At 70.1% G+C, this 12,626-nt stretch carries 10 protein-coding genes and 1 pseudogene; 7 read left to right on the top strand and 4 right to left on the bottom strand.

Annotated features, from left to right (window positions below; all coding sequences use genetic code 11):
- The first annotated feature begins 57 nt into the window (after window positions 1–57).
- The 5 genes and pseudogenes from ACFVXA_RS38820 to ACFVXA_RS38800 all read left to right on the top strand — a co-directional run.
- Window positions 58–549 carry a MarR family transcriptional regulator gene (locus tag ACFVXA_RS38820; RefSeq protein ID WP_362017655.1) on the top strand — a complete coding sequence of 164 codons (492 nt, stop codon included), beginning with the start codon at window positions 58–60 and terminating at the stop codon, window positions 547–549.
- A 228-nt stretch (window positions 550–777) separates the two neighbouring features.
- Window positions 778–2,064, top strand: coding sequence for a glycosyltransferase 87 family protein (locus tag ACFVXA_RS38815; RefSeq protein WP_389513089.1), 1,287 nt, complete (start codon window positions 778–780; stop codon window positions 2,062–2,064).
- A 55-nt stretch (window positions 2,065–2,119) separates the two neighbouring features.
- Window positions 2,120–3,715 carry a glycosyltransferase family 2 protein gene (locus ACFVXA_RS38810; RefSeq protein WP_390028594.1) on the top strand — a complete coding sequence of 532 codons (1,596 nt, stop codon included), beginning with the start codon at window positions 2,120–2,122 and terminating at the stop codon, window positions 3,713–3,715.
- A 57-nt stretch (window positions 3,716–3,772) separates the two neighbouring features.
- Entirely contained in the window at window positions 3,773–4,753 is a 981-nt protein-coding gene (galE, locus tag ACFVXA_RS38805) for a UDP-glucose 4-epimerase GalE (RefSeq protein WP_390028588.1), read from the top strand.
- Window positions 4,754–4,854: 101 nt separating this feature from the next.
- Window positions 4,855–5,054, top strand: a pseudogene (locus ACFVXA_RS38800) (ADP-ribosylglycohydrolase family protein); the annotation flags it as partial.
- A gap of 11 nt (window positions 5,055–5,065) precedes the next feature.
- Here ACFVXA_RS38800 and ACFVXA_RS38795 read toward each other — a convergent pair.
- Entirely contained in the window at window positions 5,066–5,692 is a 627-nt protein-coding gene (locus tag ACFVXA_RS38795; protein WP_362017651.1) for a TetR/AcrR family transcriptional regulator, read from the bottom strand.
- A gap of 170 nt (window positions 5,693–5,862) precedes the next feature.
- Between ACFVXA_RS38795 and ACFVXA_RS38790 the strand changes: the two genes are divergently transcribed.
- Both ACFVXA_RS38790 and ACFVXA_RS38785 read left to right on the top strand, forming a co-directional pair.
- Window positions 5,863–6,783 (top strand): ABC transporter permease, encoded by a 921-nt coding sequence (locus tag ACFVXA_RS38790; protein ID WP_362017650.1) that lies wholly within the window; start codon window positions 5,863–5,865, stop codon window positions 6,781–6,783.
- Window positions 6,776–7,600: an ABC transporter ATP-binding protein gene (locus ACFVXA_RS38785; RefSeq protein ID WP_383735247.1), complete on the top strand. Its 825-nt coding sequence runs from the start codon at window positions 6,776–6,778 to the stop codon at window positions 7,598–7,600. The genes ACFVXA_RS38790 and ACFVXA_RS38785 overlap by 8 nt, the downstream gene beginning before the upstream one ends.
- A gap of 131 nt (window positions 7,601–7,731) precedes the next feature.
- Here ACFVXA_RS38785 and ACFVXA_RS38780 read toward each other — a convergent pair whose 3' ends face one another.
- The 3 genes from ACFVXA_RS38780 to ACFVXA_RS38770 are packed head-to-tail and all read right to left on the bottom strand — an operon-like array spanning window position 7,732 to window position 12,417.
- Window positions 7,732–8,883 (bottom strand): glycosyltransferase, encoded by a 1,152-nt coding sequence (locus ACFVXA_RS38780; protein WP_383748490.1) that lies wholly within the window; start codon window positions 8,881–8,883, stop codon window positions 7,732–7,734.
- Complete coding sequence (locus tag ACFVXA_RS38775; protein WP_390028587.1) at window positions 8,883–11,846, bottom strand: CDP-glycerol glycerophosphotransferase family protein; 2,964 nt, start codon at window positions 11,844–11,846, stop codon at window positions 8,883–8,885. Before ACFVXA_RS38775 ends, ACFVXA_RS38780 begins: the two co-directional genes overlap by 1 nt.
- Before the next feature lie 37 nt (window positions 11,847–11,883).
- On the bottom strand, window positions 11,884–12,417 hold the full coding sequence (locus ACFVXA_RS38770) for a GtrA family protein (RefSeq protein WP_362017647.1): 534 nt from the start codon (window positions 12,415–12,417) through the stop codon (window positions 11,884–11,886).
- Window positions 12,418–12,626: the final 209 nt, after the last annotated feature.

Here is a 12,626-nt window from a genome sequence, read left to right as displayed (position 1 = left end):
AAAGCACGCCATTAAATTGCGCACAACTTAATGGCCCACTGAGGCTACCCTGGAGGCATGACCACCACGCCCGCCCCGAGCCCCGAGGCCCGCTCCGCCCTCCCCGACGGGGACTACCTGCGCCTCGATCAGCAGATCTGCTTCTCCCTGAACGCCGCCTCGCGCGCCTTCGGCGGCGTCTACCGCGTACTCCTCAAGGACCTGGGGCTCACTTATCCCCAGTACCTGGTGATGCTGGTGCTGTGGGAGCACGGCGAACTGCCCGTGAAGAAGGTCGGCGAGCACCTGCGGCTCGACTCCGGGACGCTGTCGCCGCTCCTCAAGCGCCTGGAGGCAGCCGGGTTCGTACGACGTGAGCGCAACGCGCGTGACGAACGCTCCGTGCACGTCCACCTCACGGACGAGGGCGTCGCCCTGCGGGAGCGCGCACTGCTCGTCCCGCGCCGGATCGCCGCCGCGACGGGTGCCCCGCTGGAGGAGATCCGCGATCTCCGGGAACGACTGGATCGCCTGACGGCGGCGCTGGACGAGGCGGCGGGCTCTCTCTGACGCCGGACCGCCGTTTCACACTGCGGGCGGGTCGTGGCCTGTCAGGCCGTTCCCCGCCCCCCAGACGTGGTCGAGCCCCTTCAGGCGGCGGACCCATGCACGCACCACTTCAGGCAGCGCCCATGCACGCGCCATGGGGCTGATTTCTTGCTATTAGCCAACCTTTGGAAGGTATTGACGGCGTATCAACCCGCGTGCCCCATCCCTGCGGCTTACGATCCGGGGTTGATGAGTGCCCTGAGGAAACACCACCGCCACCGTCCGCTCGCCCTCGCCGCCGCCTGGCTGGCCACCCGCGCCCTGATGCTGTGGCTGCTCGCCCACGACGAGCTCGCCCCGCTCGGCCGTGGCGGGGTGTCGCGCGAGGTCGGGCATCTGTATTTCCGCTGGTACGGCACCCTGTCACAGGGGGCGTTCCCGGTGGGCGACCGCCTGTGGCAGTACCCGCCCGGCGCGGGCCCGGTGCTGCTCGCGCCCGCGCTGCTGCCGATGCTGACGTACTTCACGGCCTTCGTGGCGCTGACGCTCGCCGCGGACGCGGTCATCACCGTGGCCCTCGCACGCGCGGGCGGCCGGACGGGGCGCAGCCTGCGCGGCGCCGTCCTGTGGACGTTGGCGCTCCCCCTCCTGCTGCACCTCCCGCTCGCCCGGTACGACGTCGAGGTGACCGCCTTCGCCGTCATCTCACTGTTGACGTTGTCGCGCTCCACGCGCGCGTGCGGCGCGTTCGCCGCCATGGGTGCCCTGGTGAAGGTGTGGCCCGCGCTGGCCCTGATCGGCACCCCCAGGGGCCGTACCACCCGGGAGGCCTGGACGTCGGCGGTGATCACGGCGGTCGCGCTGCTCGCCCTCCTGGCGGCCGTCTTCAGCAACCCCTTCGACTTCCTGCGCCAGCAGGGCGGCCGGGGCGTGCAGATCGAGTCGCTCGGCGGCACGGTCCTCGGCTTCGCACGGCACGCCGGGTGGCCGGGCACCGTGCGCTACCAGTACGGCGCGATGGAGTTCGTCGGTCCGTACGTCTCCCTGGTCGCGGCCCTCTCACTGGCCCTGACGGTCGCCGCGTTCGGCCTCCTGCTGCTCTGGCGGGTGCGGGCGCGGCACTGGACGGCGGCGACTCCGTACGACGCGGCGCTCGCGGCCGTCCTGCTGTTCACGGTGACAAGCCGGGTGATCAGCCCCCAGTACATGGTGTGGCTGCTCGGACTGGCCGCCGTGTGCCTGACCTCACGGCACACCACGCAGCGCCCGGTGGCCGCGCTGATCGTGGCGGCGACGGCGGTCAGCGCGGTGGCGTACCCCGGCCAGTACGGGGAAGTGATCCACAGCACGTGGACGGGCTGCCTGCTGATGCTCGCGCGCAACGGTCTGCTGGCGACGGCGGCGGTGCTGTCGTTCGCTCGGCTGTGGCGGTCGGGCCTTCCCGCACCCCTGACAGAAGTGACAGATCGGGCCAAGATGGACGGGTCTCCACGGAACCCGCACCCGATTCCTGCCGTCTTCCGCACGAGACACTAAGTGCCTCTTAACGGAAAATTACCCGCAACACCTAGCGTTTCGGCCCGTGGACCCCATGAACCCTCAGTACGCGCAGGTCAGTGTGGTCGTCATCGGGTACGACGACGCCACTCACGTCACGGACGCGGTGCGCTCCGCGCTCGCGCAGGGCCCGGCCGTCCGTGAGGTGATCGCGGTGGACGACTGCTCGACGGACGGCACCGCGGACCTCCTCGACGCTCTCGCCGCCGAAGAGCCGCGCCTGCGCGTGATCCACCGGACGGTCAACAGCGGCGGCTGCGGCAGCCCCCGCAACGACGGAATCGACGCAGCGGCAGCCCCGTACATGATGTTCCTGGACAGCGACGACGTACTGCCGCCCGGCGCGGTGGACGCGCTGCTCACGGCGGCGGAAGGACAGCGTGTCGAGGTGGCGGCGGGTCTGTGCGTGCGCCGCGAGCTGCCGTCGGGCCGCGAGGTCCCCTGGGAGCGGGCGCTCTACGCGGAGCCCGCCCTCGTCTCCCATCCCGCGCGGCGCACCCGCCTGGTGCACGACACGCTCTGCGTCAACAAGCTGTACCGCACCGACTTCCTTCGGGAACACCGAATCCGCTTCCCCGACGGCCGCTACCCCTACGAGGACTTCGTCTTCACCGCGCGGGTGTGGGCCGCCGGACCGCGCGTCGCGCTGATCCCCGACACGGTGTACGTCTGGCACGTACGGCGCGACGCCGCGCGGCTGTCGATCTCGCTGGACCGCGCGGACGTCGACAACTGGCGCGCCAGGACCGAGGCGAACCAGGCCGCGTACGAGATCCTGCTCGGCGCCGGTGAGAAGCGGCTCGCGCGGGCGGTGCACGCCAAGTTCCTCGACCACGAGCTGCGGATGTACACCCGGGAACTGGAGCTGCGCGACCCGGAGTACCGGCGCGCTTGGTGGGAGCTCACGCGCGCACATCTCGCGTCCTTCGACGCGACCGACTTCACCGCGAACCCGACCGCCCCCGGCCGCCTCGTCGCCCGCGTCGTGATGGCCTCCCCCGCACCCCGCGACCTGCCCCGCCTCAAGGAGCTCGCGGCCCGCCCCGCCCGGCTGCTCCCGCCGTACGCCCGCGCCTCCGACACCACCCCCATCTGGTCGGACGACCTCCCCCAGGTCACGCTGGACCACGTCCTCGTCCGCCCCGCCCATCTGCTGCCGGCCGCCGTCGACGCGGAACTGCGGCCCCGCGCGCGCGGCACCCTGCTGCGGCTGCGCCTGCACGAGCTGTACGGGCGGCTGGCGCAGGCGGGTCCGGCCTCGATGGACGTGGAGTTCGCGCACCGGGAGGAGGACCGTGTGGGGCTGCGCCTGGAGACGCCCCTGCTGCCCGACCGGTACGGCGACCTCTGGACCGCCGAGGCCCCGGTGGACCTGTCGGCGCTGGGCGCGGGCACCTGGGACCTCCGCATGACGCTCCGCTTCCGCGACGGCACGAGCCGGGACGTCACGGCGCACGCGCTCACGGGCCCCGGCCTGCTGCGCCGCCGCGCCGTCCCGGACGCCCGCCGCGGGGTCCTGCTGGTACAGCCGTACCGCACGCACGCGGGGGCGCTGGCGCTGCGCACGGCGTCCGGATGGCGAGGAATGACCGATGTGGTGGGTCGCCGTCTCAAACGCCTGCTTCACTGATACGCGACCGCACGACACACACACCATCACGGGACTACTGACGAGGGACGGCCGTACATGACCTGGCTGATCACCGGCGGCGCCGGCTACATCGGGGCGCATGTCGTCCGCGCGATGCTCGACGCGGGCGAACGGGCCGTGGTCTACGACGACTTGTCCACGGGCATCGCGGAGCGGGTCCCCTCCGACGTCCCGCTGGTCGTCGGCTCGACCCTGGACGGCGAGCGGGTGGCGGGCGTGCTGCGCGAGCACGCCATCACCGGTGTGGTGCATCTGGCGGCGAAGAAGCAGGTCGGCGAGTCGGTGGACCTCCCGCTGCACTACTACCGGGAGAACGTCGAGGGCCTGCGGGTCCTGCTGGAAGCGGTGACCGCCGCCGACGTCCGCTCCTTCGTCTTCTCGTCCTCCGCCGCGGTGTACGGCATGCCGGACGTGGACCTGGTGACGGAGGAGACGCCGTGCGTGCCGATGAGCCCGTACGGCGAGACGAAGCTGGCGGGCGAGTGGCTGGTCCGCGCGACGGGCCGGGCGACGGGCCTCTCCACGGCGTCCCTGCGCTACTTCAACGTGGCGGGAGCGGCGACTCCGGAACTCGCCGACGTGGGCGTGTTCAACCTGATCCCCATGGTCTTCGAGAAGCTGACGGAGAACGCGCCGCCGCGCATCTTCGGCGACGACTACCCGACCCCCGACGGGACGTGCGTGCGCGACTACATCCACGTGGTCGACCTGGCCGAGGCCCACGTCGCCGCGGCCCGCGCCCTGGAGGCCTCCCCCGGCTACGACCTCACCCTCAACATCGGCCGCGGCGAAGGCGTCTCGGTCCGCGAGATGATCGACCGCGTCAACGCCCTCACCGGCTACGACCGGCCCCCGGTCACCACCCCCCGCCGCCCCGGCGACCCGGCCCGAGTCGTCGCCTCCGCCGACCGCATCGCCACCGCACTGGACTGGAAGGCCAAGTACGACATCCAGGACATGATCGCCTCGGCCTGGGCAGGCTGGGTACGCCTGCACCCGAGCGCAAGCCGAACCTAGCCCGAAACCCCGACCCAAGCCGAAACCCCGACCTAAGCCGAAACCCCGACCCAAGCCGAAGCCGACCCGGGCTCCCCCAGGAAGGTGCGGCGGCCTTCCCCGAGGCCACGGAGTTCAACGGTGCGGTGTGGTCGTGCTCGGCTCTGCTGTCCGGGCCCTGCGGACGACTCGGTCGTACGAGGACGCCGTGCGCGCCGCGATCGATCTCGGCGGCGACACGGACACCGTCGGGGCCGTGACGGGCGGTCTGACTGGCGCCGTGTCCTCACACCCCGCTGTCGGGGTACGCCGGTACCGCCCGCGCGCGGGTGATCACAGCGCCTTGAGCGCCGCCGCCGTGGCCCGGGCCAGACTCGCCAGATAGCCCTTCGGCAGCTTGGTGCCACGGACCACGACCGCCCGCCAGTACAGGGGCCCGGACATCAGGTCGAGCGCGAGGTCGAGGTCGATCCCCTCGCGCACCTCGCCGCGCCCGGCCGCCGCGGCGACGATCCCGCTGGCGACCCCCTGCTGCCCCTCGCGCAGCGCCTTCTGCATGGCGTCGGCGATCTCGGGATTGCGAGCCGCCTCGGCCTGGAGGTCGGGGATGATCTGTCCGGCGACGGGGTGGCGCAGCGCGCGCGAGGTGACCTCGTACAGCAGGCGCAGGTCCCCTTCCAGGGAGCCCGTGTCAGGAGCGGGCAGCCCTTGCACCGCGACGGCCGAGACCAGGTCGAGGACGAGGTGGAGCTTGGAGCGCCAGCGCCGGTAGACGGCCGTCTTGCCGACGCCCGCACGGCGCGCGATGCCCTCGATGGACATCCGGGCGTAGCCGACGGCCGCGAGTTCCTCGAAGACGGCGGCGCGGATGGCCTCGGTCACATCCTCCCGGAGGACGGCCGCCCCGGCGGGGGCCCGTCGGCGCGGTTGCGTCTTGGGGGCGTCGGCGTTCGTCGTCATGCCGACAGCATAGGCCGTTACGACGAAACGGTTGCGTTCCGACGATCAGAAGGCCTACTCTCGCGTTGCGACGATACGGTCCCGTCCCGACGTAAGAAGACGGCAAAGGTGACGTAAGAAACGTCAAGGACGAGCCCCGCGCACCCCACCCCCGAGCGAAAGCAGCGGATGTGAGCCAGGTCCTCCACACACCGCCCCCGACAGCGACACCGGGCCCCCCTTCCGACGACGCCGCGGCGCTCGCCGCCCGGTACGGCCTCGCGGTCAGCGGCGCCCGCCCGACGCTGCCCGCGTACATCCGCCAGCTGTGGGCGCGGCGCCACTTCATCACCGCCTTCGCCACCGCCAAGCTCACCGCCCAGTACAGCCAGGCGAAGCTCGGCCAGGTCTGGCAGGTCATGAACCCGCTGCTGAACGCGGCGGTCTACTACTTCATCTTCGGTGTCCTGCTCAACACCAAGCGCGGCGTGCCGGACTTCGTCCCGTTCCTGGTCACCGGCGTCTTCATCTGGACCTTCACGCAGAGCTCGATCATGGCGGGCACCCGGGCGATCTCCGGCAGCCTCGGCCTGGTCCGCGCCCTGCACTTCCCGCGCGCCGCGCTGCCGGTGTCGTACGCCATCCAGCAGCTCCAGCAGCTGCTGTTCTCGATGGCCGCGCTGGTCGCCATCCTGCTCGGCTTCGGCGTTCCGGTGAGCGCGTCGTGGGTGCTTGTCCTGCCGATCCTCGCGCTGCAGTTCGTCTTCAACGCGGGCGTGGCGATGATCATGGCGCGGATGGGCGCCAAGACGCCGGACATCGCGCAGCTCATGCCGTTCGTGCTGCGCACCTGGATGTACGTCTCCGGTGTCATGTGGAGCATCGCCTCGACGCTCAAGCACAGCCACATGCCGCACTGGGCGATGGTCGCCCTGGAGAGCAACCCGGCCGCCGTCTACATCGACCTGATGCGCTACGCGCTGATCGACAGCTTCCACGCCCACCAGCTGCCGCACCACGTGTGGGCGCTGGCGATCGGCTGGGCGCTGTTCGCCGGGGTCGGGGGCTTCATCTACTTCTGGAAGGCCGAGGAGACGTACGGACGTGGCTGACATCATCACGCAGGACATCCGGCCCGCGACCGCGTTCGGTACGCAGGACGCCCGCGTCCCGACCGTCATCGCGGACCGCGTCGACATCGTCTACCGGGTCAACGGCACCAGTGCCGGCCGGGGCAGCGCCACCGCCGCCCTCAACCGCATGCTGCGCCGCAAGCAGGCCGAGAAGGCGGCCGGCGTGCGCAAGGTGCACGCCGTCAAGAACGTCTCCTTCACGGCGTACCGCGGTGAGGCCATCGGCCTGATCGGCACCAACGGCTCCGGCAAGTCCACCCTGCTCAAAGCGGTCGCGGGCCTGCTCCCCGTGGAGAACGGCAAGATCTACACCGACGGCCAGCCCTCGCTCCTCGGTGTCAACGCGGCCCTGATGAACGACCTCACCGGCGAGCGCAACGTCTACCTCGGCGGCCTCGCGATGGGCATGTCCCGGGAGCAGGTCCGCGAGCGCTACCAGGAGATCGTCGACTTCTCCGGCATCAACGAGAAGGGTGACTTCATCACCCTCCCCATGCGGACGTACTCCTCCGGTATGGCGGCGCGCCTTCGCTTCTCCATCGCCGCGGCCAAGGACCACGACGTGCTGATGATCGACGAGGCCCTGGCGACGGGGGACCGCTCCTTCCAGAAGCGCTCCGAGGCGCGGATCCGGGAACTGCGGAAGTCCGCCGGCACGGTGTTCCTGGTCAGCCACAACAACAAGTCCATCCGGGACACGTGTGATCGCGTGCTGTGGCTCGAGCGCGGGGAGCTGCGGATGGACGGGGCGACGGAGGACGTACTCAAGGAGTACGAGAAGTTCACGGGGAAGTAGGGCGTAGGGCAGGGCGCACGGAGGATCAGGGGGTTGCGGGGAACTGTTCGCTGTCGGCCACGCACAACCCGTGGCCGACATCGAACAGTTCCCCGCAGCCCGTCTCGGGCCACCTCACCCGGCCCCCTGAATCACCTTTCCAAGAACGCGAACAGCTCCTCCCACCTGCGCACGATCTCGTCCGTCGTGTAGCGCTGGATGTTCGCGCGGGCCGCTTCCCCGAACCTGTCCCGCAGCTCCTTGTCCGACATCAACGTGCCGAGCCTGCGGGCGAGTTCGCCGGTGTTGCCGAGGGCCGCGAGGAGGCCGTCCTCGCCGTCGTGGATGATCTCGTGGACACCGGGGGCGCAGTCGAAGGCGGCGCACGGCAGGCCGGTCGCCATGGCCTCCATCAAGGTGAGCGGGAAGCCCTCACCGCGTGAGGACAGCACGAAGACGGAGCCGCCGCGCAGCGCGCCCGGCACATCGCTCGTACTCCCCTTCCACTCGACGCTGTCGTCGAGCCCCAGAGCCGTGCACTGCTTCCTCAGGATCTCCTCGTCCTCCCCGGAGCCGTAGATCCGCAGGCGCCAGTCGGGGTGGCGCGGCGCGACCTCGGCCCAGGTGTCGAGGAGCATGTCGATGCCCTTCTGGTCGTGCAGCCGGCCGAGGCTGACGACGACGTTCTCGGTGCGCGGCGACGGCACCTCGGGCAGGAAGGGGAGGGGGTTCGGCATGAAGGAGGCGTTGTTCATGCCCTGCCCGATCCACAGGTCGGCGTCCTCGCGGGTGAGCGCCAGCATCCGGTCGACGTCCTTGTAGTGCTTCTGGACCCGCCGGAAACGCGAAGTCGCCTTGGAGTACTCGAAGGACTCGTGGCTCATGCCGATGACGGTCAGACCGGTGGTGTCGGCGAGCTCCACCCACTCCATCGCCCACACCTGCGTCACGATCACGACGGCGCCCGGGCGCGCGGCCCGGAACAGCGCGGTCAGCTTGGCGGCCTGCTCCCGCATCCCCGCCGTGCGTTCCGCGCGCAGCCTGCGCTCGGCGACGTTGAGCCGCCCCTTGATGCCGCGCGCGGAGCCGACGCGCGGCGGGTGGACGTCGTACAACGTCGTGGTGGGGTACGGCAGTTCGCCGAGCTCCTGGACGACGGCGGGCTCGGTGACGCCGACGACGTGGACGCGGTGACCGCGCTCGGTGAACAGGCGGGCCATCTGGTGCGACCAGCTGGTCACCCCGCCGAGTTCGTCGACACTGTTGGAGACGAAGAAGATGTCCCGCTGCGGGTACTCGGTCATCAACGCCTCCACTGCGCGAAGAACTGCTCGACGATGCTCCGGGCCGCGGTGCCCTTGTCGTACTCGCCGAATTCGGCGGTGAACTGCTCCCGCGAGGCGGAGTACTTGGCCACCTGCTCCTCCAGCGAGCCGAGGACGGCGTGCAGTTCGTCCTCGGTGCGGACGACGGGACCGGGCGCCCGCTCCAACAGGTCGAAGTAGGTTCCGCGGCCCTCGTGCACGTACTCCTCGTAGTCGTAGGCGAAGAAGAACATCGGCCGGTCGAGAAGGGCGTAGTCGAACATCACCGAGGAGTAGTCGGTGATCAGGCCGTCGGCGAGCGCCAGCAGCGGGGTCATGTCGTGGTGCGCGGTGACGTCGATGACACGGCCGCGCACCGAGGGCGGCAGCACCACGTGGTTGAGGTAGTGCGAGCGGACCAGGAGTGTGTAGCGGTCCCCGAAGGTGTCGGCGAAGCGGTTCACGTCGAAGGGCAGCTCGAACCGCCGCTGACCGCCGGCTCCGCGCTGCCGGAAGGTCGGCGCGTACAGCAGCACCTGGCGGTCCTCCGGGATGCCCAGCTCGGCGGCCAGGGCGCCGCGTTCACGGCGGCCGGTGTCCTCCTCCCGTTCCCTTGCGTGCACCAGCGCGTCGTTGCGCGGGTAGCCCACCCGCAGCAGCGTCCGCTCCTGGAGCCGGAACGCCCGTGCGAGGGTGCGCACATCGTGCTCGGAGCGGATCAGGAACCGGTCGAAGCGGTCGAGGGTGCGCTGCTGCTCGGCCTGCTGCTCACGGGACTTGAGCTTCCACTCGGGTTCGTCGAAGCCCATCCGCTTGAGCGCGGAGCCGTGCCAGGTCTGGATGTACGTCGTCTCCGGCCGCTTGGTGAGCTTCAGCGGGTAGCTCTGGTTGTCGACCCAGAACTCGGCCTGCGCGAGCGCCCTGAGATACGGCAGCGACCAGCGGCGTACGAGGGTGGCGTCGGCCGGGAAGCCCTCCGGACTGCCCGCGTACGCCCACACCGCCTCGAACTCCAGACCCTGGCGGCGCATCTCCTCGTAGATCGCCTTGGGGCTGTCGCTGTACTGCCGGCCCAGGTGGCTCTCGAAGACGACGAGACCCTTCCTGACCGGCAGCCGGCTGAACGCCTCGTGGTAGAGCCGGAGTTTGGTGTCGCCGGAGGTGAGTTCCTTGCGCAGCGCCCTGGCCTTGCGGTAGCCGGACTTGGCGAGCGTGGCGGCCCGGCCGTGCACACCCCGCTGGACGAGCTCGTTCGCCTTCTTGTCCGGGACGAGCCGGAAGGAGAGGTGGCCGCGCGAGGAGACCACCGGCTCGACACGGTCGGCGACCAGCCGGGTGAGGCGGGGCCGGACGGTCAGCCGCCCGGTGGTCAGGTCGGGTTCGGCGGCCGTGAGCCGGGTCGTGGTGCGTACGTCGTCGACGTCGAGGTGGAGTCGTACGTCCCACACGGCGTCCACGATGCCCAGCGGCCGGACGGCCGAGAGGTCCACCGAGGCCTCCCAGGCGAGGGCCGCGCCCTCGTGCCGCACGCCCGCCACGGGGAAGCGGAAGGTCTGGAAGCGCACGCCCGGGCGACGGGCGTAGAACTCCAGCTCCCCGCCGAGCCGGGCGCCCGGCGGGACGACACCGAGCGGATTGGTGATCCGCCCGGCCAGCCGGACGGTGCCGCCCTGCTCCGCGTAGTCGGTGAGCGCGTTGCGCAGGAACATCTTCGCGACCGGCTTGGCGTGGTAGCCGAGCTCGGTGACGTCCAGGACATGGCGGCCGAAGGGGTCGTCGAGGTGTTCGGCGCACCAGTACACGCGTCCGTCGTGCTCGACGAGCGGTGAGGAGATCTTGTCGCGGTTGGTGAGCGTGTCCACGGCGGGCAGCAGATTGTCCCAGTCGCTCACCTGGAGGAGGTAGGCGCAGATGGCGTGGATCGGTTCGGTCTCGTCGAAGGCCGCGCGGTCGATCGACTCCAGGTACTGCCGGGCGATCGCGGCGAACTCCTGACGGTAGCCCGCGTCGCGGAACGGCAGCTCGCGCAGATGCAGCACGAGGTCGTGCTTGAGCCACTTGACGTCCTTGGCGAACTTCAGCTCCAGCAGGCCGTTGTCCGCGAGGAGCTGGTCGACCCGGCGGTGGATCTCCATCCGGTGCGCGAAGTTGGCGATCTCGTCGCGGCGGTTGCTGATGGACTTCGCCGCCGCCTTCTCGACCACTCTCCAGTCGTAGACCCGGTTGGGGATGAGGGTGATACGGCGGGCGGCCACATACGCCTGGGCGGAGAAGAGCAGGTCCTCGTAGTGGATGCCGACGGGGAACTCCAGGCCCTCATCGAGCAGGAAGCGCCTGCGGTAGCACTTGTTGGTCGACAGGGTGTCGAAGACCAGCAGGTCGGGCAGCTCGGAGATCGACTCCAGGGTGCGGGTGCGCTCGTACAGCCAGGGGTACCACTTGACCTCCTTGCCCGTGCGCGAGTCGACGTGCACCCGCACGCACAGGCCGGACACGAGGTCGGCGCCGGTGGCCTCGGCGGCCTCCAGCATGTTGCGGCAGGCGTTGCGCTCCAGGACGTCGTCGCTGTCGAGGAAGAGGACGTACTCGCCGCGGGCCTGCTGGATCCCGTGGTTGCGGGGGGCTCCGCAGCCGCCGCTGTTCTCGGGCAGCTGGAAGGCGCGTACCCGGCCCGGGTGGGCGGCGGCCAGCTGCCGCGCGACCTCGTACGAGCCGTCCGTGCTCCGGTCGTCGACGATGACGACCTCGACGCCGCGCAGCGTCTGGTCGAGCACCGAGCGCACGGCCGTGGGCAGCCGGTCGGCGTCGTTGTAGACGATGACGACGACGGACACGGCGGGCGCGGCCTCGGGTGCCACGGTCACGACCTCGGGCGCGACCTCGGACGCGGCGGACGAGGCTTCGGACGCGGCTCCGGGCGCGGCTTCGGACGCGGTGAGCGGGCGACGCTGATCCACATTCATCCTATTAATACTAGACATAACTCTCGGCGACGCCCCGTTACCGGCCGTGCCTCACCTGACCGTGCTCCGTCTGACCATGCCTCGTCTGCTCGAAAACCCATGTCCGGTACACCAGGAACCGGAAGGCCGAGGCGAGCACGATCGACAGCGCCTTGGCCATGTTCGAGCCGAGCGGGCCGCTCATGCCCAGGCCGTGATAGCCGACGTAGAACAGCGCGCTCTCCATGACGACGCCGATGCCGCTGAAGACGAAGAACAGGGCGATCTGCCGCCGGGTGCGCGAGGCGCGGTCCCGGTAGGCGAAGAAGCGGAAGCCGAGGTAGTTGGTGCCCATCGCGACACAGCTGGCGATGACCGTGGCGACCATCGGGGCCCACTTCAGGCCGTGCAGCAGAAGGTTGAACACCAGGAAGTTGACCGCGACACCACTGCCGCCGACGGCCCCGAACTTCACCACTTCGAGGGCGATTCGCCGGCTCCGGGCGAAGGGCCGGGGCCGGACGGCGGGCGCGGGCTGGACGGGCGCGGGTGCTCGACGACCGACATGGGCCCGTTCGTCGGAGAGATTCACAGTCACAATTGTCCCTTTTATCAGCAATAGGTAAATTCCAAGTCCGGTTTTCCCGAGAGATCGACAAGAGGCAGGCAAGAAGGCGATCAAGGCGCTCGCCCGGCATACGCAAAGGGGGGCCGCGCCCGCCGCATACGGACCGCGAGGGCGGCAAACAAATAGAACCAACGAGTGATAAAAAAATAAGACCACCCAACCGCAGAAAGAAA

The sequence above is a fragment of the Streptomyces sp. NPDC058246 genome (genome assembly GCF_042881985.1).
In the GTDB taxonomy this organism is placed as follows: Bacteria; Actinomycetota; Actinomycetes; order Streptomycetales; family Streptomycetaceae; genus Streptomyces.
This window is presented reverse-complemented; position numbering and strand designations above follow the sequence as displayed.